This window comes from Pseudomonas sp. NPDC086566 (assembly GCF_050280885.1).
Taxonomy (GTDB): domain Bacteria; phylum Pseudomonadota; class Gammaproteobacteria; order Pseudomonadales; family Pseudomonadaceae; genus Aquipseudomonas; species Aquipseudomonas vlassakiae.
This window is the reverse complement of sequence record NZ_JBNNWD010000009.1, coordinates 159,476-186,156: the sequence shown is the minus strand read 5'-3', so window position 1 is coordinate 186,156 and position 26,681 is coordinate 159,476. Positions and strand designations below refer to the sequence as shown.

The window sequence follows — 26,681 nt, the reverse complement described above, 5'->3', positions numbered from 1 at the left end:
CATTGTAAGCTGCATGCCGCCTGATTAGACTGCGCCGAATTCCACAGGCTTCGCCTATGTTTAAGGATGTTTATGATCAAGAAATGCTTGTTCCCGGCAGCCGGCTACGGCACCCGCTTCCTGCCAGCTACCAAAGCCATGCCCAAGGAAATGCTGCCGGTGGTCAACAAGCCACTGATCCAGTATGGCGTTGAAGAAGCATTGGATGCTGGCCTGAACGAGATTTCCATCGTCACCGGCCGCGGCAAGCGCGCACTGGAAGACCACTTCGACATCAGCTACGAGCTGGAAAACCAGATCAAGGGCACCGACAAGGAAAAATACCTGGTCGGTATCCGTCGCCTGCTCGACGAATGCTCGTTCTCCTACACCCGCCAGACCGAAATGAAAGGCCTGGGCCACGCCATCCTGACCGGCCGCCCGCTGATCGGTGACGAACCGTTCGCCGTGGTGCTGGCGGACGACCTGTGCGTCAACCTCGAAGGCGAAGGCGTGCTCGCACAGATGGTCGCGCTGTACAAGAAGTACCGCTGCTCGATCGTTGCCATCCAGGAAGTCGATCCGCAGGAAACCAACAAGTACGGCGTCATCGCCGGTGAGGAAATCAAGGACGGCATTTTCCGCGTCGACTCCATGGTCGAGAAGCCGAAGCCGGAAGACGCCCCGTCCAACCTGGCGATCATCGGTCGCTACATCCTCACCCCGGACATCTTCGAGAAAATCGAACAGACCGAGCCAGGCAAAGGTGGCGAGATCCAGATCACCGACGCGCTGATGAAACAGGCTGCCGAAGGCAACGTGATTGCCTACAAGTTCAAGGGCAAGCGTTTCGACTGCGGTGGCGCCGAAGGCTACATCGAGGCGACCAACTTCTGCTTCGAGAACTTCTACAAGGCCGGCAAGGCGTACTGATACGCCAATGCGGGTTCAAGGAGCCACCCTTCGGGGTGGCTTTTTTGTGCGCGCAAGGCAACGGCGTTATGCTGGGCGCCTGCCTAGGAGAGTGAATACATGGCCTACGATTTTGATCTGTTCGTGATTGGCGCCGGTTCCGGCGGTGTGCGCGCAGCGCGCTTCGCTGCCGGCTTCGGTGCAAAAGTGGCAGTGGCCGAGAGCCGCTACCTCGGTGGCACCTGCGTCAACGTCGGCTGCGTGCCGAAGAAGCTGCTGGTATACGGCGCCCACGTCGCCGATGAACTGGAGCAGGCCGCCGGTTTTGGCTGGACCCTGGAAGAGGGGCACTTCGACTGGGGCACACTGATCGCCAACAAGAACCGCGAGATCGAGCGCCTCAATGGCATCTACCGCAACCTGCTGGTGAACAGTGGCGTGACCTTGCTGCAAGGCCATGCCCGCATCACCGGTGCCAACGAGGTGGAAGTGGACGGCCAGCGGTTCAGCGCCGAGCACATCCTGATTGCCACCGGCGGCTGGCCGCAGGTGCCGGACATTCCTGGCAAGGAGCTGGCCATCACCTCCAACGAGGCGTTCTACCTCAAGGAGCTGCCGCGCCGCGTGCTGGTGGTCGGCGGTGGTTACATTGCCGTCGAGTTCGCCGGCATCTTCCAGGGCCTGGGCGCCGACACCACCTTGCTCTACCGCGGTGAACTGTTCCTGCGTGGCTTCGACGGCTCGGTGCGTACCCACCTCATGGAGGAGCTGGAAAAACGCGGCATGAACCTGCAGTTCAACGCCGACATCCAGCGCATCGACAAACTTGAAGACGGCAGCCTGAAAGCCACCCTCAAGGACGGCCGCGAGCTGGTCGCCGATTGCGTGTTCTACGCCACCGGCCGCCGCCCGATGCTCGACAACCTGGGCCTGGAAAACACCGGCGTGGAGCTGGATGCCCGCGGCTTCATCCGCGTCGACGAGCAGTACCAGACGACCGCACCGTCGATCCTCGCCATTGGCGACGTGATCGGCCGCGTGCAGCTCACCCCGGTGGCCCTGGCCGAAGGCATGGCCGTGGCCCGGCGCCTGTTCAAGCCGGAGCAGTACCGCAAGGTGGATTACCAGAACATCCCGACGGCGGTGTTCAGCCAGCCCCCCATCGGCACGGTCGGCCTCACCGAGGAACAGGCGCTGGAAGCCGGGCACAAGGTACAGATCTTCGAGAGCCGCTTCCGCGCCATGAAGCTGACCCTCACCGACATCCAGGAAAAGACCCTGATGAAGCTGGTGGTGGACGCCGAGACCGACAAGGTGCTGGGCTGTCACATGGTCGGCCCGGATGCCGGCGAGATCATCCAGGGCCTGGGTATTGCCCTCAAGGCTGGTGCGACCAAGCAGTTGTTCGACGACACCATTGGCGTGCACCCGACTGCCGCCGAAGAGTTCGTCACCATGCGCACCGTCACCCGCTGACGCGACGGGCCTCGTCACCGTGATACCGGTGATGAGGCCCCCTCGAATACCGCGCAATCCTTTGCTCAGCCCATTCCCTTCTATTAATTATCTGCGGTTATAGCCAAAACCAATCATAAGCATGAGGTTTGCCAATGAGCCTTTGTCGGGGCGAGCAGTTAGGATTCTCTCCATCAACTGATTCCAACCCCATGAAGGAGCGTCTCTCATGCCAATCATCAACAGCCAGGTCAAACCGTTCAACGCCACCGCCTACCACAAGGGCGAGTTCGTTCAGGTCAGTGAAGCCGACCTGAAAGGCAAGTGGTCCGTCGTGTTCTTCTACCCGGCCGACTTCACCTTCGTTTGCCCGACCGAGCTGGGTGACCTCGCCGACAACTACGCCGAGTTCCAGAAGCTGGGCGTGGAAATCTACGGCGTATCGACCGACACCCACTTCACCCACAAAGCCTGGCACGACACTTCGGAAACCATCGGCAAGATCCAGTACCCGCTGATCGGTGACCCGACCCACGTCATCTCGCGCAACTTCGACGTGCTGATCGAAGAAGCCGGCCTGGCCGATCGCGGTACCTTCGTGATCAACCCGGAAGGCCAGATCAAGATCGTCGAACTGAACGACGGTGGTGTTGGCCGCGACGCAGCCGAGCTGCTGCGCAAAGTCAAGGCTGCCCAGTACGTTGCCGCTCACCCAGGCGAAGTTTGCCCGGCCAAGTGGAAAGAAGGCGAAGCCACTCTGGCCCCGTCCCTGGACCTGGTCGGCAAGATCTAAGCCGATGTGCACGTCGCGGGCGGTAGCCAGCCGCCAAAGCTGAAACACCTACCGCCCCGTAAAAGCGCCCGGGCGACCTCGCCTGGGCGTTTTTGTATCCGAGTTTTGAAAAAAGGAATCGCCCGTATGTTGGACGCCACGCTTAAATCGCAACTGAAAACCTACCTGGAGCGGGTCACCCAGCCGATCGAGATCGTTGCCTCCCTCGACGACGGCGCGAAGTCCCGCGAACTGCACGACCTGCTGGTGGAAATCGCCGGCCTGTCGAACCTCATTACCTTCAGCGCGGACGGCAGCGATGCCCGTCGCCCTTCGTTCTCGCTGAACCGCCCGGGTGCCGACATAAGCCTGCGCTTCGCCGGCATCCCCATGGGCCACGAATTCACCTCCCTGGTACTGGCGCTGCTGCAAGTCGGCGGCCACCCGTCCAAGGCCAGTGCCGAAGTGATCGAGCAGATCCAGGCGCTGGAAGGCGAATTCACCTTCGAAACCTACTTCTCGCTGTCGTGCCAGAACTGCCCGGACGTGGTCCAAGCGCTCAACCTGATGGCCGTGCTCAACCCCAATGTGCGCCACGTGGCCATCGACGGTGCGTTGTTCCAGGATGAAGTCGAATCGCGCAAGATCATGGCGGTGCCGAGCATCTACCTGAACGGCGAAGTATTCGGCCAGGGCCGCATGGGCCTGGAAGAAATCCTCGGCAAGATCGACACCAACGCCGGTGCCCGCCAGGCGGAGAAGATCAACGCCAAGGACGCCTTCGACGTGCTGGTGGTCGGCGGCGGCCCAGCGGGGGCCGCAGCGGCCATCTATGCCGCCCGTAAAGGCATCCGCACCGGTGTCGCTGCCGAGCGTTTCGGCGGCCAGGTGCTCGATACCCTGGCCATCGAAAACTTCATTTCGGTGCAGGAAACCGAAGGGCCGAAGCTGGCCACGGCGCTGGAAGAACACGTCAAGCAGTACGACGTCGACATCATGAACCTGCAGCGCGGCGAAGCGCTGATCCCGGCCACTGATGGCGGCCTGCACGAAGTACGCCTGGCCGGCGGCGCCTCGCTCAAGGCCAAGACGGTGATCCTCGCCACGGGCGCCCGCTGGCGCGAAATGAACGTGCCGGGCGAGCAGGAATACCGCGCCCGCGGGGTGGCCTATTGCCCGCACTGCGACGGCCCGCTGTTCAAGGGCAAGCGCGTGGCGGTGATCGGCGGCGGCAACTCGGGCGTGGAAGCGGCCATCGACCTGGCCGGTATCGTCGCCCAGGTGACGCTGATCGAGTTCGACAGCCAGCTGCGTGCTGATGCGGTGCTGCAGCGCAAGCTGCACAGCCTGCCGAACGTCAAGGTGATCACCAGTGCGCTGACCACCGAAGTGGTTGGCAATGGCGAAAAAGTGACGGGTCTGCGTTACAAGGACCGCAACAGCGATGAGCTGCATGACCTGGCGCTGGAAGGCATCTTCGTGCAGATCGGCCTGCTGCCGAACACGGATTGGCTCAAAGGCACGGTCGAGCTGTCGCCACGTGGCGAGATCATCGTCGACGCCAAGGGCCAGACCAGTGTGCCGGGTGTGTTTGCCGCAGGTGACGTGACCACCGTGCCGTACAAGCAGATCGTCATCGCGGTGGGTGAGGGCGCCAAGGCATCGCTGGCTGCGTTCGATCACCTGATCCGCACCTCGGCACCGGCGTAAGCCTGTCCCGGCCTCTTCGCGGGGCAAGCCCGCTCCCACAAAGGTCGCGTACCACTTGTAGGAGCGGGCTTGTCCCGCGAAGAGGGCGCAACTGACAAGGCAAAACCTAAGGGTGTCTATGCTTAGCGCAGACACTCTTCAGGAGCTCCACCATGACCCTGATCAGCCGCGAACCCTGGTGGCTCGTCCCCCCGAAGCCCGGGCAGAAAGAGCAAGACCTGCACTGGGGCTACCTCGAGATCTACGCAGACGGCCGCACCGTGTTCGTCGACCAGCGCCCCAGTGACCGGGAGTTGGCCGAGCGCAAGAGCTGTCGCAACTTCCCCGACCCTGAGCCTTAGCCTTCCAGTTCGGCCAGTCGCGCTTCCAGTGCCGCGATCCGTGCCTCAAGGGCTTCAATGCGTTCTTCCGACACGCTGCCGCCACTGCTGCGAGCGCCACCTTCCTGCTGCCGCGCTGCCAGAATCGCCTCGATTTCTGCCGGGTCACCCAGAGCATGGGTATAGCGGTCTTCCCGCCGCCCGGCCTGGCGTGGCAGGTGCAAGGCCAGGTCGCGCGAAATCAGGCGCTCCAGTTGGTGCTGGATCTGCTCGGTGTCATCGAAGTCGTGCAGGCGGTTGCTGCGGGTCAGCAGTTCGTTGAGGGTCTGCGGCCCCCGCAGGAACATCAGGCCCATCAGCACCAGCTGCGCCGGTACCAGTTCCAGGGCCTTGTCCAGCCGATGTTCCCAGCGGTCGGCGCGGCTGCCCATCTGCAGGCGGGTCATGCCCTGGCCCTCGAGGGCGCGCAGGGCCTGGCCGACCTGGCCCTGGGTCAGGTTCATGACCGGTTCACGGCTGGTTTTCTGATTGCAGGCCAGGACCAGGGCGTTCAGGGTCAGCGGGTAGCTTTCCGGGCTGGTGGCCTGCTTCTCGATGAGCGCGCCGAGAATGCGGATCTCGATGCTGCTGAGGCGGCCTTCGCCGGCGGTTTCGTGTTCTGACATGGCCCTGTCTCATGGCTGGGGAAAGGCCACTAGCGTAGGTAATGCCGCGGGGTAAGGCAATTGGGGCCGCAAGGCGGCCCCGGCAATCTCAAGCGTTACGCCGTTCTTCGGCCTGGCAAGCCGCAGCAGTGAACAGTACATCAGTCGAAGAGTTCAGCGCCGTCTCCGCCGAGTCCTGCAGCACGCCAATGATGAAGCCCACCGCCACCACCTGCATGGCAATCTCGCTGGGGATGCCGAACAGGCTGCACGCCAGCGGAATCAGCAGCAGCGAACCCCCGGCGACCCCAGAAGCACCGCAGGCACACACCGCCGCCACCACGCTCAGCAGCACTGCTGTGGGCAGGTCGACCGGGATGCCCAGGGTGTGCACGGCCGCCAGGGTCAGCACGGTGATGGTGATTGCCGCGCCTGCCATGTTGATGGTCGCCCCCAGCGGGATCGAAACCGAATAGGTGTCTTCATGCAAACCCAGGCGCTCCGACAGCGCCAGGTTGACCGGAATGTTGGCCGCCGAACTGCGGGTGAAGAATGCGGTAATGCCGCTTTCGCGCAGGCACAGCAAGGTCAGCGGGTAAGGGTTGCGGCGGATTTTCCAGAACACGATCAGCGGGTTCATCACCAGCGCCACGAACAGCATGCAGCCGATCAGCACGCCCAGCAGGTGCAGGTAGCCGAGCAGGGCGCCGAGGCCAGACTGCGCCAGGGTCGAACTGACCAGCCCGAAGATGCCCAGCGGGGCGAAGCGGATCACCATGCGCACGATCAAGGTCACACCATTGGACAGGTCTTCGACCACAGTGCGGGTGGTGTCGCCAGCATGGCGCAGGGCCACGCCCAGGCCGATGGCCCAGGTCAGCACACCGATGAAGTTGGCGTTGAGCAAGGCGTTGACCGGGTTGTCGACCGCGCTCAGCAGCAGGTTCTGCATCACCTCGCTGATACCGCCCGGCGCGCTCAGGGCCGCCTCGCTGGTGCTCAGGGCCAGTTGCGACGGGAACAGCATGCTGGCGACCACGGCCACCACCGCGGCAGCGAAGGTGCCCAGCAGGTACAACCAGAGGATCGGGCGGATATGGGTTTCCTGGCCGTGGCGGTGGTTGGCGATCGATGCCATGACCAGAATGAACACCAGCACCGGCGCAACAGCCTTCAGGGCGCTGACGAACACTTTGCCGAGAAAGCCCAGGTCACGGGCGATGGCAGGTGCCAGCAGGGCCAGGGCGATGCCGGCGATGAGGCCGATGACGATTTGGGTCACCAGGCTGGTGCGGTTTACTAGGCGAAGAACAGGCGTCATGTGCAGCGGAGTCTCGAAATCTTCAAAGGGCGCGACTCTAGCACAATCGGGCCCGGCCCTTTCGCGAGCCGCCACTACCAGTGGAACAGTTCGCGCCGTGCCCCCTCGGTAATCGCCACGATCCCCGGATGCTTGACCTTGCGCTCCACCGAAATGGCATAGAACGACTCATGCACCGCTTCGGTCTGGCCAATCAGTGCGACGCCATACTGCCGGCACACCTCCTCGGCAATCACGCTCGGCGCCACGAATATCCCGCTGCCCGACTGGCCGAATGCCTGCATCAGCGCGCTGTCATCGAACTCGCCAACGATCCTGGGCTGCACCTGCTGCTCGCCCAGCCAGCGCAATAGGCGGCTGCGCACCACGGTTTCCGGCCCGGGGATCAGCAGTGGCGCATCCTGCAGGCAGGCGGGGAAGGGGCCGGCATGCTGGCTGGCCAGGGCCGGGGTGGCGAAAAAGCTCAGGCCGCATTCGCCGAGCTTCTGGCTATACCCCTTGATATCCAGGTGGCTGGGCATCGGGCTGTCGGAAATCACCAGGTCCAGGCGCTGTATCGCCAGGTCTGCCAACAGCCGTTCGAGCTTGTCTTCGCGGCAATTGATGCGCAGCACTTCATCCAGCTCCATGGTCGGGGCCAGCAGCCGGTAGACGATCGACTTCGGCACCACGTCGGCCACCCCCACGCGAAACAGGATCTGCTCCTGCGGGCCGGCCCTGAGCATGGCCTCCAGTTCGCTGCCGATCTGGAACATCTGCTCGGCATAGACCAGTGCCTGGCGGCCGGTCTCGGTCAGCTCCAGTTGTCGACCGACACGCTGGAACAGCTCCAACCCGTAGGTCTGCTCGAACAGGCTGATCTGCCCGCTGATGGTCTGCGGCGTCAGGTTCAGCTGCTCGCTGGCGCGGGCGATGCTGCCGGTCTTGGCCACGGCCCAGAAGTAGTGAAGCTGGCGATAGTTGAGCACGCGGGCGGGTCCCGATTCGAAAAAACCGAAGTATACACACTGGAAATACGAATTTTCCTGAACTATCGGCGTCTTTAGAATGCGACCCCATCAGGCGCTTCGCGCCGCCGGGATTTTTCAAGCGAGGACACCATGCTGCATCTCAAATCCATTGGCACACCGCTGGTGCTGGCCCTGGCGCTGTTCAGCCTGGCCGGTTGCGACCAGGCCGAGAAGTCTGCCCAGCAGATGCTCGACCAAGCGGCGAAGTCGGCCAAGCAGGCCATCGACGACACCAACAAGGCCGCCCAGCAGGCGTTGAGCGATGCCATCGGTCACCAGGGCGAGAAGCCCAAGGACGCCGAGAAGAAAGCCCACACCCAAGAAATCTGACCCCAACCGCCGCATCAGGATTTGAACAATGGAATACTTGCTGGAACTCGCCGCTAGCCCCACCGCCTGGGTCGCCCTGGCTACGTTGGTGGCCATGGAAGTGGTACTGGGTATCGACAACCTGATCTTCATCTCGATCCTGACCAACAAACTGCCTGTGGAATACCGTTCCAAGGCACGCCGTATCGGTATCAGCATGGCGTTGGTCATGCGCCTGGCCCTGCTCAGCACCGTGGCCTGGATCGTGCAGTTGACCGACCCGGTGTTCGAAGTGTTCGGCAACGCCTTCTCGTGGAAGGACGTGATCCTGATCGCTGGCGGCCTGTTCCTGCTGTGGAAGGCCACCAAGGAGATCCACGAGAACGTCGACCCGCACGGCGCCAAGGAAGAAGCCAAGGTCTCCAGCACGGTCACCCTGGGCTTTGCCGCGGCGATCTTCCAGATCCTGTTGCTGGACATCGTCTTCTCGGTCGACAGCATCATCACCGCCGTGGGCATGACCGAGCACCTGCCGATCATGATCATTGCCGTGATTACCGCCGTCATCGTCATGATGGTGGCCGCCGACCCGCTGGCCAACTTCATCAACGACAACCCGACGGTGGTGATGCTGGCCCTGGGCTTCCTGATCATGATCGGCATGACGCTGATCGCCGAAGGTTTTGGCGCCCATGTACCGAAAGGCTATGTATACGCGGCGATGGCTTTCTCGACGGTGATCGAGATCCTCAACATCCTGGCTCGCCGAGCGCGGCTCAAGCGTGAAGCCGCTGAAGGCTGATGAAAAAATACAACGGGGCGCCTGGCGCCCCGTTTGCATTCAGGTGAAGTAGCCTCAGTGCGCCCTGGCATGCCGCCGCGCCCTGCGCACAGGTTGCGCCTTGGCCGGGGCCTGCGGTGGCAGGTGGTGATGCGGGGAATGACGCCGCACGATACGCATAACACCCCACAGCATGGCGGCCGCGACGCTCAGCCACATACCTACCAGCATGAGGATTGCCATGGTCAGGCTCATGTGTGCCTCCTTCTCTTGGGCCAACCTGCGGTTAGCCCTCCAGACACAGCTTTAGTCTAGCTGCCCGGCCGTGACGTTCCATTGACCAAAGGTCGATTGCTCAGGCCGATTGGTTCCGTTCACTTGTCGGGCTATACCCGCGCAACGCGGCGCCCTATGATCGGTGGCCAGAGCCGGGCGCTGCCTGCCTGGCACCGGAACAAGCGAGTGTCCATGGAGCAACATTCCTGCAAGCGCTGGGCGACCGTCCCGCGTCGACTGTTGGCCGCCTGCCTGGTGGCCGCGACCCTGGGCGGCTGCGCCAGTGCACCGCCCGCAAGCCTCAAGGGCATGCCACAGCGGGTCGAGATCAGCAGCGTGCCGTTCTACCGCGGCAATGCCAACCACAGTGGGTCGATGGCCTTGGCCGCGCTGCTCTCCCAGCAAGGCGCGCCGATCACCCCGGGGCTGCTGGACAAACCGCTGAATCTGCCCAAGGGCGCCGATGCGCTGGAAACCAGCATCCCGCGGGTGGCCCGCGAGTACGGCATGCTGGTGTATCCGTTGGACAAGCAACTGGATGCCTTGCTGACCCAGGTGGCCGCTGGCAATCCGGTACTGCTGCGTTACCAGGAAGGGTCGGCGTGGTGGAGCGAACCGCGTTACGCGGTGCTGATCGGCTATGACAGCTTCAAGAAGCGTGTATTGCTGCGCTCGGGGATGCATCGGCGCCAGTTGATGGCGTTCGACGACTTTGCCTCGGCGTGGGCGAAGGAGGGTAGTTGGGCGGTGCTGGTGCAGCCACCGCGCCAGCTGCCGGCCCAGGTGGACCGCCAGCGTTGGCTGCAGGCTGCCGATGAACTGGCCCGGGCGGGCCAGGAGGTTGCGGCAAAACAGGCCGTGCGCAGCCTGAACAAATAGCGTTACCTGCTCCGGCCCTTTCGCGGGTAAACCCGCTCCCAGAAGATTTGCACCATGGCACAGTGCTTTGTGGGAGCGGGTTTACTCGCGAAGAGGCCAAGCCTGTTTACATCAGAAGCCCAGACGATCGCGCAGGCTGTAGTACCAGGCACCCATGGCGCTGAACGGCACGCGCAGCATCTGGCCACCCGGGAACGGGTAGTGCGGCAGGCCGGCGAAGGCGTCGAAACGTTCGGCCTGGCCGCGCAGGGCCTCGGCCAGTACCTTGCCCGCCAGGTGGGTGTAGGTCACGCCGTGGCCCGAGCAACCCTGCGAGTAGTAGATGTTGTCGCCGATACGGCCGACCTGAGGCAGGCGCGACAGGGTCAGCAGGAAGTTGCCGGTCCAGGCGTAGTCGATCTTGACGTTCTTCAGCTGTGGGAAGGCCTTGAGCATCTTCGGGCGAATGATCGCTTCGATGTTGGCCGGGTCGCGTGCACCGTACACCACGCCACCGCCGAAAATCAGGCGCTTGTCGCTGGTCAGGCGGTAGTAGTCGAGCAGGTAGTTGCAGTCTTCCACGCAGTAGTCCTGCGGCAGCAGGGTGCGGGCCAGTTCTTCGCCCAGCGGCTCGGTGGTGATCACCTGGGTGCCGCACGGCATCGACTTGGCCGCCAGTTCCGGTACCAGGTTGCCCAGGTAGGCGTTGCCGGCAACGATGATGAACTTGGCGCGGACCTTGCCTTGCGGGGTATGCACAACCGGGTTGGCGCCACGCTCGATACGGATGGCCGGGGTCTGCTCGTAGATGATACCGCCCAGCGACTCGACCGCGGCGGCTTCGCCCAGGGCCAGGTTCAGCGGGTGGATGTGGCCGCCGCTCATGTCCAGCATGCCGCCGACATAGTTGTCGCAGGCAACCACTTCACGGATACGCTTCTGGTCCATCAGCTCCAGCTGGGTGTGGCCGAAGCGTTCCCACAGGCGTTTTTGCGATTCCAGGTGACCCATCTGCTTGGCGGTCAGCGCGGCGAACACGCCGCCGTCCTTCAGGTCGCACTGGATGTTGTACTTGGCCACGCGCTCACGAATGATGCGGCCGCCTTCGAAGGCCATCTTGCCGAGCAGTTGGGCTTCTTTAGGGCCGACAGTGCGTTCGATGACGTCGATGTCGCGGCTGTAGCTGTTGACGATCTGACCACCGTTGCGGCCCGATGCGCCGAAGCCGACCTTGGCCGCTTCGACGATGCTCACCTTGAAGCCGTTTTCCAGCAGGAACAGCGCGCTGGACAGGCCGGTGTAGCCGGCACCGATGATGCAGATATCGGTTTCCACCTCACCCTGCAGCGCCGGACGTGGCGGCACCGGGTTGGCCGAGGCGGCGTAGTAGGACTGGGGGTAGGGGGTGTTAGCCATGCTGCAGGAACCTCGTGTTTTATATTTTTAACGAATGTACCGATGCTATCAATAATAATAAACACCCGCTAGTCGTCCGGTGAAATTCCTTTACGGGCCTGCGGCTCGCCTTTCTCTATAAACAGTTTAAGATTCAGTGAGTTAGCGCGAAAAAAAGTGTTGACAGGGTTTTTGGAATGCGTAGAATGCGCACCACACGACAGGCACATAGCTCAGTTGGTTAGAGCACCACCTTGACATGGTGGGGGTCGTTGGTTCGAGTCCAATTGTGCCTACCAAATAAAGTCCCGGGTTTCCGGGCGGCGAAAAGGGCGACCCGCAGGGGTCGCCCTTTTTGCATTATGGGCCTCGTTGGCGTAGCGGTTGCCAGCGCTGGCAGGTTCCTGAAAGTTTTTGATTTTTTTGAAAAAAACGCTTTACAGGTGTGCATTCGATCACTAATATGCGCACCACACGACAGGCACATAGCTCAGTTGGTTAGAGCACCACCTTGACATGGTGGGGGTCGTTGGTTCGAGTCCAATTGTGCCTACCAAACAAAGTCCCGGGTTTCCGGGCATCAAGAAGGGCGTCCCGAAAGGGTCGCCCTTTTTGCATTCCGGGTCGCCTTCGAAGCAGTGTGTAACCTTTGGTCGCGGGCAGTGCCCCGAGTGGCCGTGGTAGAATCCGCCCCTTCGAATCTGGAGGTACACGCGTGCGCAAACTGGCAGTGGTATTGGCAGTGCTGGCCCTGGCGGGCTGTGAGAACGAGGTCGAAGGTGTGCATAAACAGGTTGCCGAGCACCTGCACAACCCCAAGACCGCCAAGTTCGGCAACGTGCGGATCGACACCAAGGGCACCATTTGCGGCCAGGTGCGTGGCAAGGACGATGCCGGCCAGTACGAGGCCTACCGCAGTTATGTGGCGATCAAGGGCGGCGACGGTCAATACGAAATCATCGTCGATGATGGCGGCAACAACCTGCGTATTCGCGAGTACTGCGGCGGTGCCGACCTGCAGCGCCGTGCCGAGGCGCTGGCCAATCAACCAGCCCCTGAGGGGTGGGATGTCGAAGTGATCCAGGGCGCCAACATGGGCGCGCTGTCCGACATGACTGCACGCCTGATCGAGAAAGGCATCCCTTCTTCGGTCGAGTACCGTGATGGCAAGCCGGTGGTGCTGATGGGGCCGTTCCCGAGCAAGGCCGAAGCCGAAGCGCGCAAGGCCGAGGTCATGGCCAAGCTGGGCACCGATTCGATCGTCATCCAGCATGGTGCGCAGCGTTAACTGTAATCTGTAGTCTTACCCGGCTATGCTTGGCTTGAGACTAGCCAAACGGGGAGGGCCTCATGTCTACGCTGGAGCGGGCCATTGCCGTGGCCGCCAGGGCACATGAAGGGCAATACGACAAGGGTGGGGCAGCTTATATCCTCCACCCGTTGCGGGTGATGATGCGGGTCAGCACGCCAGAACAGCGCATTGTCGCGGTGCTGCATGACGTGATCGAAGACACGTCGCTGACCCTTTCCGATTTGGCCCGTGAGGGCTTCCCCCTGAAAATTCTCGCCGCCTTGCTGGCCCTGAGCCGGAACAAGGGCGAAAGCTATCAGGACTTCGTGGTGCGCCTGGGCAGTGACCCGTTGGCGCGCACCGTCAAGCTGGCCGACCTGGCCGACAACAGTGACCTGTCGCGTATTCCCGTGCCTGGCCCTGCCGACCTGGCGCGGCTGGCCCGTTACCGCGAGGCCAGTGCCTACCTGCAGGCGCTGGCCTGAGCCTCAGTCTTCCTTCGGTACGGTCCAGAAGATCTGCACGCCGCCGTCGTCGCGGTGGGCGAGGGTGACGTTGTCGTTCTCGGCAATTTCCTCGAGCAGGGTTTCCCAGTCGTCAGGCGACTCGTGCTCCAGGCGGAAGATCAGCGCGGCGCGGCTGCGCTGGGCGAGGGGGTTGTTGATGATCTTCTGGATACGCAGGCCCAGTTGTTGGTAGCTGCTTGCGGTTGCTTCGGCGGTGTTGGCCACGGAGGCGATTCCTTGTTGTGCTGTATGTGCGTACAGTATTTCAAGGCAAAGTATTTCGCAACTGCATCGGTGCTGGATTATTCGCGGCTAAAGCCGCTCCTACAGGGGCTGCATACCTCTGTAGGAGCGGCTTTAGCCGCGAAAGGGCCAGTGCAAGCAGTGCACCAGCCCAAGTCCTACCCGAATCAGTACTCCCAGAAGATCCGCTGCAGCTCCTTGCTGTCCTGGGTCCTGGTCATCGCCACCATCGCCAGGATCCGCGCCTTCTGCGGGTTCAGGTCATGGGCCACGACCCAGTCATACTTGTCATCCGGCTGTTCGGCATTGCGCAGCACGAAGCCACCCTGGTTGACGTGGGACGAGCGAATGATCTGCACGCCGTTTTTGTGCAGTTCCTGCAGCGCTGGCACCACCCGCGACGACACCGAGCCATTGCCGGTACCGGCATGAATGATCGCTTTCGCCCCGCTCTGCGCCAGCGCCTTGTACGCCGTATCGGTCACGTTGCCGTAGCTGTAGGCAATGTCCACTTGCGGCAGGCTGCTGATCTGCTTGATGTCGAACTCCGAGTTGGTGGTATGGCGCTTGGCCGGCAGGCGGAACCAGTACGACTTGCCTTCGACCACCATGCCCATCGGGCCCCAGGCGCTCTTGAACGCTTCGGTCTTGATGTTGACCGACTTGCTCACGTCGCGGCCGGACTGGATCTCATCGTTCATGGTCACCAGCACGCCCTTGCCGCGCGACTGCTTGTCGCTGGCCACCGCCACGGCGTTGTACAGGTTGAGCATGCCGTCGGCAGACATCGCCGTGCCCGGGCGCATCGAGCCGACCACCACGATCGGCTTGTCGGTCTTCTCGACCAGGTTGAGGAAATAGGCCGTCTCTTCCAGGGTGTCGGTGCCGTGGGTGATGACGATGCCGTCCACGTCGCTGCTGTCGGCAAGCTCGGCGACGCGCTTGGCCAGTTTCAGCAAGTCGTCGTTGGTGATGCTTTCGGAGGCGATCTGCATCACCTGCTCACCGCGCACATTGGCCAGGTCAGCCAGTTCCGGCACGCCGGCAATCAGCTTGTCGACGCCGAGCTTGGCGGCCTGGTAGGTGGCGCTGTTGGCAGCGCTGGCGCCGGCGCCGGCAATGGTGCCGCCGGTGGCGAGGATGACCACGTTGGCCAGTTTCTGCTGGGTTTCGGCTTCTTTTGCCGAGGCCGTGGCGGGCAGGATCAGCAACAGCGCCAGGGCGCTGGGGGCGAAAGACTTCAGTGCAGCATTCATAATTATTGTTCTCTCTTCCTAATGAGATGGTTGCTGTGTCGCCCGTTAACCAACGCAGGTTTCGTACCAGCGGCTTCAATGCCGCTGGATGGGCCATGCCGGGCGTATTCCATTCGGAATCCCGAACAAGCATAGGAAAAGGTGTTCGGTTTTTCGGAAAAATTCCGGATAATCAGCACCGCTTGCGTCTGGCCTTCGCCAGCGAAACGGATTTGACAAAACCAGGTCTTGTTTCCATAGTTACCCAACGCAAACGTTTGCGATCCGATAAAAAACACAAGATTCGGAGTCATCTCCCATGAAGCTGCCGTTCCCCGGTCGTCTGCTGGCGCTCGCCGTCATCTCCTCGCTGTCCCTCGCCATGCCGCTGTCTGTTGCCCATGCAGAGGAAAAACCCAAGGTCGCGCTGGTGATGAAGTCGCTGGCCAACGAGTTCTTCCACACCATGGAAGACGGCGCCAAGGACTATCAGAAAGCCCACTCCGGCGAGTTCGACCTGGTAACCAATGGCATCAAGAACGAAACCGACACGGGCGAGCAGATCAAGATCGTCGAGCAGATGATCAGCTCTGGCGTCAACGCCTTGGTTATTGCCCCGGCTGACTCCAAAGCCCTGGTGCCTGTGCTGAAAAAGGCGATGGAGGCCAAGATCGTTGTCGTCAACATCGACAACCGTCTCGATCCAGACGTGCTCAAGAGCAAGCAAATCAGCGTGCCCTTCGTCGGCCCTGACAACCGCAAGGGCGCACGCATGGTCGGCGACTACCTGGCCCAGCAGAAGCTCAAGGCCGGTGACCAGGTCGGCATCATCGAAGGTGTGTCGACCACCACCAATGCCCAGCAGCGTACCGCCGGCTTCAAGGACGCCATGGATGCCGCCGGAATGAAGATCGTCTCGGTGCAGTCCGGCAACTGGGAAATCGACAAGGGCAGCGCCGTCGCCGCGTCCATGCTCAACGAATTCCCTGACCTCAAGGCGCTGCTGGCCGGCAACGACAGCATGGCCCTGGGTGCCGTCTCGGCCGTGCGCGCTGCCGGCAAGACCGGCCAGGTGCAGGTGGTGGGCTACGACAACATCAACGCCATCAAGCCAATGCTCAAGGATGGTCGCGTGCTCGCCACCCTCGACCAGGCCGCCAGCCAGCAGGCGGTATTCGGCATTCAGGCGGCGTTGAAGGTGCTCAAGGGTGAAAAGCCCGACGTGGACGCCGACAACGTCATCCAGACCCCGGTCGAACTGATCACCAAGCCCTGACCCCAGCAGGAGAGACGGCCATGCCAGCATCGGCCAATGAAGTCGTGCTTGCCGCCAGCGGCCTGGGCAAGTGCTACACGCAGCCGGTGCTGGCCGAGGTCAGCCTGGCCCTGCGCGCTGGCGAAGTGCTGGCGCTGACCGGCGAGAACGGGGCAGGCAAGAGCACGTTGTCCAAGCTCATCTGCGGTCTGGAAACACCCAGCAGCGGGCACATGAGCTACCGCGGCCAGGCCTACGCACCGGCCAGCCGCAGCGAGGCCGAGCGCCTCGGTGTGCGCATGGTCATGCAGGAGCTCAACCTGCTGCCGACTCTGACCGTGGCGGAAAACCTGTTCCTCGACAACCTGCCCAGCCGCTTCGGCTGGATCAGCCACAAGCGCCTGCGCCAGCTGGCCACGGCTGCCATGGCCCAGGTCGGCCTGGACGCCATCGACCCGGACACCCCGGTCGGCGAGCTGGGTATCGGCCATCAGCAGATGGTCGAGATCGCCCGCAACCTGATCGGCGACTGCCATGTGCTGATCTTCGACGAGCCCACGGCGATGCTCACCGCCCGCGAAGTGGAGCTGCTGTTCACCCAGATCGAGCGCTTGCGCCAGCGTGGCGTGGCCATCGTCTACATCTCGCATCGCCTTGAAGAATTGCAGCGCGTGGCCCAGCGCATCGTCGTGCTGCGCGACGGCGAGCTGGTGTGCGACGAGCCCATCCAGCGCTACAGCAGCGCCGAGCTGGTCAACCTGATGGTGGGCCGCGAACTGGGCGAACATATCGACCTTGGCCGCCGCACGATCGGCGCGCCGTTGCTCAAGGTCGACAAGTTATGCCGCGGCAACAAGGTGCGCGACGTATCGCTGCAGGTCAGGGCAGGGGAGATCTTCGGCATTTCCGGGCTGATCGGCGCCGGTCGCACCGAGCTGCTGCGGCTGATCTACGGCGCCGACCGCGCCGACAGCGGCAGCATCGAGGTCGGCCAGCCACTCAAGGCGGTGACCATCGATTCACCCAAGGCGGCGGTAAACGCCGGGATCGCCCTGATCACCGAGGACCGCAAAGGCGAAGGCCTGCTGCTGACCCAATCGGTCAGCGCCAACATCGCCCTCGGCAACCTGGCCGCCGTATCCCGCGCCGGGGTGCTCGACGGCGAAGCGGAAAAGGCCTTGGCCGAGCGCCAGATCAGCGCCATGCGCATTCGCAGCGCCGGCCCGGCACAGGCGGTCGGCGAGCTGTCTGGCGGTAACCAGCAGAAGGTGGTGATTGGCCGCTGGCTGGAGCGCGACTGCCAGGTGCTGCTGTTCGACGAACCCACCCGCGGCATCGACGTCGGTACCAAGTTCGACATCTATGGCCTGCTGGCCGAGCTGGCGCGCCAGGGCAAGGCCCTGTTGGTGGTGTCCAGCGACCTGCGCGAACTGATGCTGATCTGCGACCGCATTGCCGTGCTCTCCGCCGGCCGCCTGATCGATACCTTCGACCGCGAACACTGGAGCCAGGACCTCCTCCTTGCTGCCGCCTTCGCCGGCTACCAGAAACGTGACGCCCTGCTGCATGACGCAGCACCCAGGATGGATGCATGAAGACCACACCCCTAGACACCCCGGGCAGCGCCCCCGTGCGCCGCAGCGCTACTTACTTCGGCCTGGGCACCTACCTGGGCCTGGCCGGCGCCTTGCTGGCGATGATCGTGCTGTTCTCGTTCCTGAGCAGCCACTTCTGGTCGTACGCCACCTTCAGCACCCTGGCCAACCAGATCCCCGACCTGATGGTGCTGGCCGTGGGCATGACCTTCGTGCTGATCATCGGCGGCATCGACCTGTCGGTCGGCTCGGTGCTGGCACTGGCGGCCTCCACGGTCAGCGTGGCGATCCTCGGCTGGGGCTGGGGCATGCTGCCCGCAGCCCTGCTCGGCATGGCCGTCGCCGCCCTGGCCGGCAGCATCACCGGTGGCGTCACCGTGGCCTGGCGCATCCCGTCGTTCATCGTCTCGCTCGGCGTACTGGAGATGGCCCGCGGCCTGGCCTACCAGTTCACCGACTCGCGCACCGCCTATATCGGCGACGCCTACGCCTGGTTCTCCAATCCGGTGGCCTTCGGCATCTCGCCGGCCTTCATCATCGCCTTGCTGGTGATCGTGCTGGCCCAGCTGGTGCTGACCCGCACGGTGTTCGGCCGTTACCTGATCGGCATTGGTACCAATGAAGAGGCCGTGCGCCTGGCCGGTATCGACCCGCGCCCGTACAAGGTGCTGGTGTTCGCCCTCATGGGGCTGCTCGCCGGCCTGGCCGCGCTGTTCCAGATTTCGCGCCTGGAAGCCGCCGACCCCAACGCCGGTTCCGGCCTTGAGCTGCAGGTGATCGCCGCCGTTGTGATCGGCGGCACCAGCCTGATGGGCGGGCGCGGCTCGGTCATCAGTACGTTCTTTGGCGTGCTGATCATTTCGGTACTGGCTGCAGGCCTTGCGCAGATCGGCGCATCGGAACCGACCAAACGCATCATCACCGGGGCGGTGATCGTCATCGCCGTGGTGCTCGACACTTATCGCAGCCGGCGTGCAGGCCGGCGGAACTGACAACATGGCAACCATCAAAGACGTCGCGGCCCTTGCCGGCATTTCCTACACCACCGTGTCACATGTACTGAACAAGACCCGCCCGGTCAGCGAGCAGGTACGGCTCAAGGTCGAGGCAGCCATTCTTGAACTCGACTACGTGCCCAGCGCCGTGGCGCGTTCGCTCAAGGCGCGCAGCACGGCCACCATCGGCCTGCTGGTGCCCAACAGCGTCAACCCGTACTTCGCCGAGCTGGCCCGGGGCATCGAGGACGCCTGCGAGCGCAATGGCTACTGCGTGATTCTGTGCAACTCCGACGACAACCCGCAGAAGCAGCGCAGCTACTTGCGCGTGCTGCTGGAAAAGCGCATCGACGGCCTGGTAGTGGCATCGGTGGGCGAGGATGCCGACCTGCTGCAGAGCCTGGCCTGTGTGCGCACGCCGATGGTCATCGTCGACCGTGAGCTGGAAGGCGTCGACGCCGACCTGGTGCGTATCGATCACGAGCACGGTGCCTACCTGGCAACCCGCCATCTGCTGGAGCTCGGCCACCGCGACATCGCCTACATCGGCGGCCCGGCCGAAACCGGCGTTACCCAGTTGCGCCTGCGCGGCTTCCACCGCGCGATGGCCGAAGCCGAGGCCGAGGTGCTGGCTGGCCGCGTGCTGCATTGCGATTTCACCAGCCCCGGTGGCCATGTTGCCGCCGCGCAGCTGCTCGATGGCAAGCGGCCGACGGCGATCTTCGCCGGCAACGACATGATCGGTTTCGGCGTATTGCGCGCCGCAGCCGAACGCAACATCAACGTGCCGGGCGAGCTGTCGGTGATCGGCTTCGACGACATCGAGCTGAGCCGCTATGTATTCCCGCCGCTGACCACGGTCGGCCAGTCGATTCGCGAGCTTGGCGAGAGCGCAGCGGCCTTGCTGCTGTCGCGCATCGCCACGCCGCGTCGCGACGGGGCCGAGCAGCGCATTGTCTCGCCGCGCATCGTGCTGCGCGAATCCACCGGGCCGCGCCCGGACCTGTTCAATGATTATCGCTAAGGAATCGCCATGCATGCCAAGGTAGTGGTGGTCGGCAGCCTTAACATGGACTTGGTGGCTCGCGCCCAGCGGCTGCCACGCGCTGGCGAAACACTGGCCGGCGAGAGCTTCTTTACTGTGCCTGGCGGCAAGGGCGCCAACCAGGCAGTGGCGGTAGCGCGCTTGGGCGGCAGCGTGGCGATGGTGGGCAATGTCGGCGATGACGCCTACGGCCAGCAGTTGCGCCAGGCGCTGGAAGTGGAAGGTATCGATTGCCAGGCGGTCAGCGTCTGCCCTGGCGTATCCAGTGGCGTGGCGCTGATCACCGTGGATGCTGCCAGCCAGAACTGCATCGTCATCATCCCGGGCGGCAACGGGCTGCTGACACCCGAGTCGGTACGGCGTTTCGATGCCTTGCTGCAGGCCGCCGAGGTGATCATCTGCCAGCTCGAGGTGCCCGCAGAGACCGTTGCCTGGACCCTGGCCAGAGGGCGCGAGCTGGGCAAGCAAGTGATCCTCAACCCGGCGCCGGCCACCGGCCCGTTGCCCGCGGACTGGTTTGCCCATATCGACTACCTCACCCCTAATGAAAGCGAGGCCGAAGCCTTGACCGGCGAGCGGGTCGACGACCTGGACAGTGCTCGCCGCGCAGGGGAGCGCCTGCTGCAGCTGGGCGCAGGCAAGGTGATCATCACCCTGGGCGCGCAAGGGGCGCTGTTCGTCAGCCGGGACGGCAGCCAGCATTTCCCGGCGCCTCAGGTGCAGCCGCTGGATACCACGGCGGCGGGCGACACCTTCATTGGTGGTTTTGCCGCTGCGCTGGTGCAGGGCAAAGGGGAGGGCGAGGCCATCGCGTTCGGCCAGCGCGCTGCGGCCTTGTCTGTCACCCGTGCCGGTGCCCAGCCGTCGATTCCTTACCTGGCGGAGCTGACCCCATGAAAAAGACCCCGCTGCTCAACGTCGCCCTGTCGCGGACCATCGCCGGGATGGGCCATGGCGACATCCTGGTGATCGGCGATGCCGGCTTGCCGGTGCCGCCAGGTGTCGAGCTGATCGACCTGGCGTTGACGCCAGGGATCCCGGATTTTGCCAGCGTGCTGCGCGCCGTGCTGAGCGAGCTGCAGGTGGAGCGGCATGTGCTGGCCGAAGAGATGCAGAAGGTGGTGCCGCCGGCGCTGGTCGAGGTCGAGCGCCTGAAGGGCAAGCTGGGCAAGCGCGAATGGCATAGCCATGAGGACTTCAAGCTGCTGTCGCGCAGCGCCCGGGCCATCGTCCGCACCGGCGAATGCCAGCCCTACAGCAACATCGCCCTGATTTCCGGGGTCACCTTTTAATGTTTGAGGCGAGGTATTGCTTCTGTGGGAGCGGGCTTGACCCGCGAAGCAGGCGCCGCGGTGCATGGCACCGGCTTCGCCGGTGTTCGCGGGGCGAGCCCGCTCCTACAGTCCCAGGAATAGTGTTTACGGCAACAGGAGTGCCCCCATGCTCAAACCCCTGCTACAAGGACTGACCCTAATGGCCGCAGCTGCCACCACCCTCCAGGCCGCCCCGCGTGACCTGATCATCGACACCGACCCCGGTGCCGACGACGTGGTCGCGCTGTTCCTGGCCATGGCCTCGCCAGAAGAACTCAACCTGCGCGCCATCACCACCGTCGCCGGCAACGTGCGCCTGGAAAAGACCTCGCGCAACGCCCGCCTGGCCCGCGAATGGGCCGGCCGCGAAGACATCCCGGTGTACGCCGGGGCAGGGCGGCCGCTGGTGCGTGCGCCCATCTATGCCGCCGACGTGCACGGCGAAGAGGGCCTGACCGGCGTGGCCGTGCACGAGCCGAAACAGCCCCTGGCCGAAGGCAATGCCGTGCAATACCTGGTCGACACCTTGGGCAACGCCAAGCCCCACAGCATCACCCTCGCCATGCTCGGCCCGCAGACCAACCTGGCCCTGGCGCTGATCCAGCAACCCGAGATCGCCAACGGCATCAAAGAAGTGGTGGTCATGGGCGGTGCCCACTTCAACGGCGGCAACATCACCCCGGCGGCGGAGTTCAACCTCTACGCCGACCCCCATGCCGCCGAGGTGGTGCTGGCCAGTGGCGTGCAGTTGACCTACTTGCCGCTGGACGTCACCCACAAAGTCCTCACCAGCGACGCCCGCCTCAAGCAGTTGGCGGCGGTGAACAACCAGGCCAGCAAGAAAGTGGTGGACATTCTGCAGGCCTACATCAAGCACGACATGGGCCTGTACGGCATGCCCGGTGGCCCGGTGCATGATGCCAGCGTCATCGCCTACCTGCTGAAACCCGAGCTGTTCAGCGGCCGGCGTATCCACATGAGTGTCGACAGCCGCGAAAGCCCGACCTTCGGCCAGACCATCGCCGACTGGTACGGCGTGCTCAGGCAGCCGGCTAATGTGATGTGGGTGAACGAGGCTGACGCCCAGGGGTTTTTCGACCTGCTCAGCGCGCGCTTGGCTCGATTGCCATAGCCGCATGCGGCGCGTAGCGCTCGAACACCTGATCGATGAAGCTGCGCGCCGCCTCGCCGCCGCGGTCGCGCACCAGCAGGTCGATGGCGATCAACAGCAACTCTTCGGGCGTGCTGGGGCTGTAGGCGCTCTGGCCTTCGGCCCATTTGACCTTGATATCGGCGTCGATGCTGTGGCTGCTCATGGGAGGCTCTCGCTGGGGGCCCGGGGCGGAGGGGCGGACACCGGATCCTGGTGTTCGCAGAAGGCACTGTGCCTTCACTTCCTAAAGTAAATCATGACTTTGCGGCGCGAACCAAGCGACTCGTCGGTTGCGCGGTAAAATTCGGTCACGATTGCCTTTGGCCCCTGCAGGTCAGATCAGGCAGACTTTCCCGGTTGTGCAACAAACTCTTGGTGGAGCTGTCGGATCAGGCAGTTCCCAGATCGATTTAGGAGGATTCATGTTCCGTACCCGTGCTTTCCTGGCAACCCTGGCGGTGGCTGCTGTGCTGGCGGGTTGCAGCACTGGCGGTAACTCGGGGGGTGGCAAGGCGCCTGAGGCGCCGGCCGGCAACGATGGCCGCTGCGAGGCCAGCGGTGCCGACTTCGCCATCGGCAAGCCGGGCAGCGCCGCCCTGCTGGAGCAGGCGCGCAAGGCCAGTGGTTCACAGATGGCACGCATTCTCAAGCCGCACGACGTGGTGACGCTGGAGTACCGCTCCGAGCGCTTGAACCTGAACGTGGACGAGCAAGGTGTGGTGACCCGCGTCAACTGCGGCTGATGCTTAAGCCTGCGCCCATAAAAAAACCCGCCACATGTGGCGGGTTTTTTTACAGCTGCCCGAATTACTCCGGACGAACCTGCGCAGCCTGCATGCCCTTCTGGCCGCGCTCGGCGACGAAGGAAACAGTCTGGCCTTCTTTCAGGCTCTTGAAGCCGTCGGATTCGATGGCTTTGAAGTGTACGAACAGGTCGTCGCCGCCGCCTGCTGGGGTGATGAAGCCGTAGCCTTTTTCATCATTGAACCATTTGACGGTGCCTTGTTGGCGATTGGACATGAGGTGAATCTCCAGAACATTTAGTTTTTTCAGTGGTGCAATGCGGCCGAGGCTACGGAGCACGGGGTACATCATAGTCTAATTCTGCGCATCTAGCGCCTTTTACCTTCGCAGGATATTGATCCACGGCAAATAATGCCCGGCCTGCTCTGGCTTTAAGGTTTCAGCCCTTCGGTGCGCAGCTTTGTTTCACCACGGTTTGCGCCTTCTGCATCAGCTTGGCATCGACGCCATCCTTGCTGTCCAGGTCAGCGATTTCCGCGTCGGTGAAATTCTTTTTGATCGCCTGGGCACCACAGTCGCAGTGCTTTTTCGCGGTGGCGGCGTCGACGCCTTGGCTGCTGGCAACTTGGGTGCACTGGGCCATGTAGCCGGCTTCCTTCCCGGCTGGGAAGTTGCCAGCGTTCGCAGCCACGGGCAGCAGCAGGGCGCCAGCGGCCGCCAGGGCCAGAAGAGACGGTACTCGCATAACCAGTTACTCCTTGGGTTAAGGTCTCATCAAGAGTAGGTTGCTTCCCAAGGTCTGATAGGGATTTTTCCGGGATAGTTCACCGAAGCGGTGTAATTTCCAAATATTTCTGCGGGCCACGCAACCCGCGTGCTAGCATGCTCGGCTTGCAGCAAGGCCCTTGCTGCGATGTTTTTTCTTTCCAGTCACTCTGGTTCGTCCCTGGCAAGCTCAAAGGCTTCTGCCACTGTGAGGCAGGCTTCCCCCAAGGGAAGGCAGGTCGGATCTTGTACTGGCTCATCCCAACCCACGTGACCTTTGGTAGGGGTCACCACTAGGAGAGGAGGCGCCATGCCCGTTATTACTCTTCCCGATGGCAGTCAACGTTCGTTTGATCACGCCGTATCCGTCGCCGACGTCGCCGCATCCATCGGCGCAGGCCTGGCCAAGGCCACCGTGGCCGGCAAGGTCGACGGCAAGCTGGTCGATGCCTGCGACCTGATCAACCACGACGCCACCCTGCAGATCATCACCCCTAAAGATGCAGAGGGACTGGAGATCATCCGCCACTCGTGTGCCCACCTGGTCGGCCACGCGGTGAAGCAGCTGTACCCGACCGCCAAGATGGTGATCGGCCCGGTGATCGACGAAGGCTTCTATTACGACATCGCGTACGAGCGCCCCTTCACCCCTGAAGACATGGCCGCCATCGAAAAGCGCATGATGGAGCTGATCGAAAAAGACTACGACGTGGTCAAGAAGATGACCCCGCGCGCCGAAGTCATCGAAGTGTTCAAGGCCCGTGGCGAAGACTACAAGCTGCGCCTGGTCGAAGACATGCCGGACGAGCAGGCCATGGGCCTGTACTACCACGAAGAATACGTCGACATGTGCCGCGGTCCGCACGTGCCGAACACGCGCTTCCTCAAGGCATTCAAGCTGACCAAGCTGTCCGGCGCCTACTGGCGCGGCGATGCCAAGAACGAGCAGCTGCAACGCGTCTATGGCACCGCCTGGGCTGACAAGAAGCAGCTGGCCGCCTACATCCAGCGCATCGAAGAAGCCGAAAAACGCGACCACCGCAAGATCGGCAAGCAGCTCGACCTCTTCCACCTGCAGGAAGAAGCCCCGGGCATGGTGTTCTGGCACGCCAACGGCTGGACCGTGTACCAGGTGCTCGAGCAGTACATGCGCCAGGTCCAGCGCGTCAACGGCTACCAGGAAATCAAGACCCCGCAGGTCGTCGATCGCATCCTCTGGGAGCGTTCCGGCCACTGGTCGAACTACGCCGAGAACATGTTCACCACCTCGTCGGAAAGCCGTGACTACGCGGTCAAGCCGATGAACTGCCCGTGCCACGTGCAGGTGTTCAACCAGGGCCTGAAGAGCTACCGCGACCTGCCGCTGCGCCTGGCCGAGTTCGGTGCCTGCCACCGCAACGAGCCATCCGGCGCCCTGCACGGCATCATGCGCGTGCGTGGCTTCGTGCAGGACGACGCGCACATCTTCTGCACCGAAGAACAGGTGAAGAAAGAAGCCGCCGACTTCATCAAGCTGACCCTGGACGTGTACAAGGACTTCGGCTTCACCGACATCGCCATGAAGCTGTCCACCCGCCCGGCCAAGCGTGTCGGCTCCGAAGAGCTGTGGGACCGTGCCGAAGGCGCACTGGCCGACGCCCTGAACGAGTCGGGCCTGGAGTGGGAGTACCAGCCGGGCGAGGGCGCGTTCTACGGCCCGAAGATCGAGTTCACCCTGCGCGACTGCCTCGGCCGTAACTGGCAGTGCGGTACCCTGCAGTACGACCCGAACCTGCCAGAGCGCCTGGATGCCAGCTATATCGCCGAAGATAACAGCCGGGTCCGCCCTGTCATGCTGCACCGTGCGATCCTCGGTTCGTTCGAGCGCTTCATCGGCATGCTGATCGAGCACTACGCTGGCGTCTTCCCGGCGTGGCTGGCACCGACCCAGGCGGTGATCATGAACATCACCGACAAACAGGCCGATTTCGCCCTCGAAGTGGAAAATGCCCTGAACGGTAGCGGTTTCCGTGCCAAGTCGGACTTGAGAAATGAGAAGATCGGCTTTAAAATCCGCGAGCATACTTTGCTCAAGGTCCCGTACCTTTTGGTTATAGGGGACCGTGAAGTCGAAACACGAACCGTCGCTGTGCGTACTCGCGAAGGCGCAGACCTGGGCTCCATGCCCGTCGCCCAGTTCGTTGAGCTTCTGACACAAGCGGTTTCCCGGCGTGGACGCCAAGAATCGGAGTAATGACTATTAAGCGTGAAATGAGAAACGATAAGCGTGCTGTACCGAAGGCCCCGATCAACGAGAATATCTCGGCCCGCGAGGTTCGGTTAATTGGCGCTGATGGCGAGCAGGTTGGCATCGTCTCGATTGATGAAGCGCTTCGTATCGCTGAAGAAGCGAAGCTGGATCTGGTGGAAATCTCTGCAGACGCGGTACCGCCTGTCTGCAAGGTGATGGACTACGGCAAGCACCTCTTCGAGAAGAAGAAGCAGGCTAACGAAGCCAAGAAAAACCAGAAGCAGATCCAGATCAAAGAAATCAAGTTTCGTCCAGGGACGGAAGAAGGGGATTACCAGGTAAAACTACGCAACCTGGTACGTTTCCTTACCGATGGGGACAAGGCCAAGATCTCTCTGAGATTCCGCGGCCGTGAGATGGCCCACCAGGAGCTGGGCATGGAGCTGTTGAAGCGGGTCGAAACCGACCTCGCCGAATACGGCACCGTTGAGCAGCATCCTAAGATGGAAGGACGCCAGCTTATGATGGTCATCGCCCCCAAAAAGAAGAAGTAATCTCCCGGGCACGGC

Annotated in this window: 30 protein-coding genes and 2 tRNA genes; 22 read left to right on the top strand and 10 right to left on the bottom strand. The window is 62.8% G+C overall.

Annotated elements, in window-relative coordinates:
* The first annotated feature begins 72 nt into the window (after positions 1 to 72).
* The 5 genes from galU (at position 73) to ACQKPS_RS21305 (ending at position 5,169) form a co-directional block, all read left to right on the top strand.
* Positions 73 to 912 carry a UTP--glucose-1-phosphate uridylyltransferase GalU gene (gene galU, locus ACQKPS_RS21325; RefSeq protein WP_054884950.1) on the top strand — a complete coding sequence of 280 codons (840 nt, stop codon included), beginning with the start codon at positions 73 to 75 and terminating at the stop codon, positions 910 to 912.
* A gap of 99 nt (positions 913 to 1,011) precedes the next feature.
* Positions 1,012 to 2,367: a glutathione-disulfide reductase gene (gene gorA / locus ACQKPS_RS21320; protein ID WP_427605570.1), complete on the top strand. Its 1,356-nt coding sequence runs from the start codon at positions 1,012 to 1,014 to the stop codon at positions 2,365 to 2,367.
* 208 nt (positions 2,368 to 2,575) lie between these two features.
* Positions 2,576 to 3,139: an alkyl hydroperoxide reductase subunit C gene (ahpC, locus tag ACQKPS_RS21315; RefSeq protein ID WP_054884952.1), complete on the top strand. Its 564-nt coding sequence runs from the start codon at positions 2,576 to 2,578 to the stop codon at positions 3,137 to 3,139.
* 126 nt (positions 3,140 to 3,265) lie between these two features.
* The gene (gene ahpF, locus ACQKPS_RS21310) at positions 3,266 to 4,828 is read left to right on the top strand and encodes an alkyl hydroperoxide reductase subunit F (protein WP_254484942.1); all 1,563 of its coding nucleotides are present in this window, start codon (positions 3,266 to 3,268) and stop codon (positions 4,826 to 4,828) included.
* 152 nt (positions 4,829 to 4,980) lie between these two features.
* The gene (locus ACQKPS_RS21305) at positions 4,981 to 5,169 is read left to right on the top strand and encodes a hypothetical protein (protein ID WP_041166543.1); all 189 of its coding nucleotides are present in this window, start codon (positions 4,981 to 4,983) and stop codon (positions 5,167 to 5,169) included.
* Here ACQKPS_RS21305 and ACQKPS_RS21300 read toward each other — a convergent pair.
* From ACQKPS_RS21300 to nhaR, 3 genes are all read right to left on the bottom strand, one after another.
* On the bottom strand, positions 5,166 to 5,813 hold the full coding sequence (locus ACQKPS_RS21300) for a YceH family protein (RefSeq protein WP_427605569.1): 648 nt from the start codon (positions 5,811 to 5,813) through the stop codon (positions 5,166 to 5,168). The genes ACQKPS_RS21305 and ACQKPS_RS21300 overlap by 4 nt on opposite strands.
* 88 nt (positions 5,814 to 5,901) lie before the next feature.
* Complete coding sequence (gene sstT / locus ACQKPS_RS21295) at positions 5,902 to 7,113, bottom strand: serine/threonine transporter SstT (protein ID WP_254484945.1); 1,212 nt, start codon at positions 7,111 to 7,113, stop codon at positions 5,902 to 5,904.
* Positions 7,114 to 7,187: 74 nt separating this feature from the next.
* Positions 7,188 to 8,081 carry a transcriptional activator NhaR gene (gene nhaR / locus ACQKPS_RS21290; RefSeq protein WP_254484946.1) on the bottom strand — a complete coding sequence of 298 codons (894 nt, stop codon included), beginning with the start codon at positions 8,079 to 8,081 and terminating at the stop codon, positions 7,188 to 7,190.
* Positions 8,082 to 8,213: 132 nt separating this feature from the next.
* Here nhaR and ACQKPS_RS21285 point away from each other — a divergent pair, with 132 nt between their 5' ends.
* Together ACQKPS_RS21285 and ACQKPS_RS21280 are read left to right on the top strand one after the other, a co-directional pair.
* The gene (locus tag ACQKPS_RS21285) at positions 8,214 to 8,453 is read left to right on the top strand and encodes a hypothetical protein (RefSeq protein ID WP_254484947.1); all 240 of its coding nucleotides are present in this window, start codon (positions 8,214 to 8,216) and stop codon (positions 8,451 to 8,453) included.
* A 28-nt stretch (positions 8,454 to 8,481) separates the two neighbouring features.
* Positions 8,482 to 9,234: a TerC family protein gene (locus ACQKPS_RS21280; RefSeq protein ID WP_016391529.1), complete on the top strand. Its 753-nt coding sequence runs from the start codon at positions 8,482 to 8,484 to the stop codon at positions 9,232 to 9,234.
* Positions 9,235 to 9,288: 54 nt separating this feature from the next.
* Here the strand turns inward: ACQKPS_RS21280 and ACQKPS_RS21275 are convergent, their stop codons facing one another.
* Positions 9,289 to 9,468 (bottom strand): hypothetical protein, encoded by a 180-nt coding sequence (locus tag ACQKPS_RS21275; RefSeq protein WP_254484948.1) that lies wholly within the window; start codon positions 9,466 to 9,468, stop codon positions 9,289 to 9,291.
* 156 nt (positions 9,469 to 9,624) lie between these two features.
* Between ACQKPS_RS21275 and ACQKPS_RS21270 the strand changes: the two genes are divergently transcribed.
* Positions 9,625 to 10,368 carry a peptidase C39 family protein gene (locus ACQKPS_RS21270; RefSeq protein WP_254484949.1) on the top strand — a complete coding sequence of 248 codons (744 nt, stop codon included), beginning with the start codon at positions 9,625 to 9,627 and terminating at the stop codon, positions 10,366 to 10,368.
* Between the two features lie 111 nt (positions 10,369 to 10,479).
* Here the strand turns inward: ACQKPS_RS21270 and ACQKPS_RS21265 are convergent, their stop codons facing one another.
* On the bottom strand, positions 10,480 to 11,763 hold the full coding sequence (locus tag ACQKPS_RS21265; protein ID WP_254484950.1) for an NAD(P)/FAD-dependent oxidoreductase: 1,284 nt from the start codon (positions 11,761 to 11,763) through the stop codon (positions 10,480 to 10,482).
* A 201-nt stretch (positions 11,764 to 11,964) separates the two neighbouring features.
* Between ACQKPS_RS21265 and ACQKPS_RS21260 the strand changes: the two genes are divergently transcribed.
* From ACQKPS_RS21260 to ACQKPS_RS21245, 4 genes are all read left to right on the top strand, one after another.
* Positions 11,965 to 12,041, top strand: a tRNA-Val gene (locus ACQKPS_RS21260).
* Between the two features lie 180 nt (positions 12,042 to 12,221).
* Positions 12,222 to 12,298: transfer RNA gene (locus tag ACQKPS_RS21255), tRNA-Val, on the top strand.
* A 159-nt stretch (positions 12,299 to 12,457) separates the two neighbouring features.
* On the top strand, positions 12,458 to 13,030 hold the full coding sequence (locus tag ACQKPS_RS21250; RefSeq protein WP_427605568.1) for an SPOR domain-containing protein: 573 nt from the start codon (positions 12,458 to 12,460) through the stop codon (positions 13,028 to 13,030).
* A 62-nt stretch (positions 13,031 to 13,092) separates the two neighbouring features.
* A complete protein-coding gene (locus ACQKPS_RS21245) occupies positions 13,093 to 13,518 on the top strand; it encodes a GTP pyrophosphokinase (protein ID WP_054884962.1) in 426 nt (141 codons plus the stop codon).
* A gap of 3 nt (positions 13,519 to 13,521) precedes the next feature.
* Here the strand turns inward: ACQKPS_RS21245 and ACQKPS_RS21240 are convergent, their stop codons facing one another.
* Both ACQKPS_RS21240 and ACQKPS_RS21235 read right to left on the bottom strand, forming a co-directional pair.
* On the bottom strand, positions 13,522 to 13,764 hold the full coding sequence (locus ACQKPS_RS21240; RefSeq protein ID WP_054884963.1) for a DUF1654 domain-containing protein: 243 nt from the start codon (positions 13,762 to 13,764) through the stop codon (positions 13,522 to 13,524).
* Positions 13,765 to 13,949: 185 nt separating this feature from the next.
* Positions 13,950 to 15,038, bottom strand: a complete 1,089-nt coding sequence (locus ACQKPS_RS21235; protein ID WP_254484952.1) for an asparaginase — start codon at positions 15,036 to 15,038, stop codon at positions 13,950 to 13,952.
* Positions 15,039 to 15,336: 298 nt separating this feature from the next.
* Here ACQKPS_RS21235 and ACQKPS_RS21230 point away from each other — a divergent pair, with 298 nt between their 5' ends.
* The 7 genes from ACQKPS_RS21230 (at position 15,337) to ACQKPS_RS21200 (ending at position 22,352) form a co-directional block, all read left to right on the top strand.
* The gene (locus ACQKPS_RS21230) at positions 15,337 to 16,293 is read left to right on the top strand and encodes a sugar ABC transporter substrate-binding protein (RefSeq protein ID WP_427605567.1); all 957 of its coding nucleotides are present in this window, start codon (positions 15,337 to 15,339) and stop codon (positions 16,291 to 16,293) included.
* 20 nt (positions 16,294 to 16,313) lie between these two features.
* Positions 16,314 to 17,867: a sugar ABC transporter ATP-binding protein gene (locus tag ACQKPS_RS21225; protein ID WP_427605566.1), complete on the top strand. Its 1,554-nt coding sequence runs from the start codon at positions 16,314 to 16,316 to the stop codon at positions 17,865 to 17,867.
* Entirely contained in the window at positions 17,864 to 18,859 is a 996-nt protein-coding gene (locus ACQKPS_RS21220) for an ABC transporter permease (RefSeq protein ID WP_283724352.1), read from the top strand. Before ACQKPS_RS21225 ends, ACQKPS_RS21220 begins: the two co-directional genes overlap by 4 nt.
* Before the next feature lie 4 nt (positions 18,860 to 18,863).
* Complete coding sequence (locus ACQKPS_RS21215) at positions 18,864 to 19,886, top strand: LacI family DNA-binding transcriptional regulator (protein WP_254484956.1); 1,023 nt, start codon at positions 18,864 to 18,866, stop codon at positions 19,884 to 19,886.
* A 9-nt stretch (positions 19,887 to 19,895) separates the two neighbouring features.
* Entirely contained in the window at positions 19,896 to 20,804 is a 909-nt protein-coding gene (gene rbsK / locus ACQKPS_RS21210) for a ribokinase (RefSeq protein WP_254484957.1), read from the top strand.
* Positions 20,801 to 21,199: a D-ribose pyranase gene (gene rbsD / locus ACQKPS_RS21205; RefSeq protein ID WP_054884970.1), complete on the top strand. Its 399-nt coding sequence runs from the start codon at positions 20,801 to 20,803 to the stop codon at positions 21,197 to 21,199. The genes rbsK and rbsD overlap by 4 nt, the downstream gene beginning before the upstream one ends.
* Before the next feature lie 148 nt (positions 21,200 to 21,347).
* The gene (locus ACQKPS_RS21200; RefSeq protein ID WP_427605565.1) at positions 21,348 to 22,352 is read left to right on the top strand and encodes a nucleoside hydrolase; all 1,005 of its coding nucleotides are present in this window, start codon (positions 21,348 to 21,350) and stop codon (positions 22,350 to 22,352) included.
* Here ACQKPS_RS21200 and ACQKPS_RS21195 read toward each other — a convergent pair.
* Positions 22,324 to 22,536 (bottom strand): hypothetical protein, encoded by a 213-nt coding sequence (locus ACQKPS_RS21195; protein ID WP_254484959.1) that lies wholly within the window; start codon positions 22,534 to 22,536, stop codon positions 22,324 to 22,326. The genes ACQKPS_RS21200 and ACQKPS_RS21195 overlap by 29 nt on opposite strands.
* 259 nt (positions 22,537 to 22,795) lie before the next feature.
* Between ACQKPS_RS21195 and ACQKPS_RS21190 the strand changes: the two genes are divergently transcribed.
* Positions 22,796 to 23,116: an I78 family peptidase inhibitor gene (locus tag ACQKPS_RS21190; RefSeq protein WP_176509500.1), complete on the top strand. Its 321-nt coding sequence runs from the start codon at positions 22,796 to 22,798 to the stop codon at positions 23,114 to 23,116.
* 64 nt (positions 23,117 to 23,180) lie between these two features.
* Here ACQKPS_RS21190 and ACQKPS_RS21185 read toward each other — a convergent pair whose 3' ends face one another.
* Positions 23,181 to 23,393, bottom strand: coding sequence for a cold-shock protein (locus tag ACQKPS_RS21185; protein ID WP_003250656.1), 213 nt, complete (start codon positions 23,391 to 23,393; stop codon positions 23,181 to 23,183).
* A gap of 163 nt (positions 23,394 to 23,556) precedes the next feature.
* Positions 23,557 to 23,862, bottom strand: a complete 306-nt coding sequence (locus ACQKPS_RS21180) for a hypothetical protein (RefSeq protein WP_186603865.1) — start codon at positions 23,860 to 23,862, stop codon at positions 23,557 to 23,559.
* A gap of 330 nt (positions 23,863 to 24,192) precedes the next feature.
* Between ACQKPS_RS21180 and thrS the strand changes: the two genes are divergently transcribed.
* Positions 24,193 to 26,115 carry a threonine--tRNA ligase gene (gene thrS, locus ACQKPS_RS21175; protein WP_054887102.1) on the top strand — a complete coding sequence of 641 codons (1,923 nt, stop codon included), beginning with the start codon at positions 24,193 to 24,195 and terminating at the stop codon, positions 26,113 to 26,115.
* Positions 26,115 to 26,666 (top strand): translation initiation factor IF-3, encoded by a 552-nt coding sequence (gene infC, locus ACQKPS_RS21170; protein WP_176509498.1) that lies wholly within the window; start codon positions 26,115 to 26,117, stop codon positions 26,664 to 26,666. The genes thrS and infC overlap by 1 nt, the downstream gene beginning before the upstream one ends.
* Positions 26,667 to 26,681: the final 15 nt, after the last annotated feature.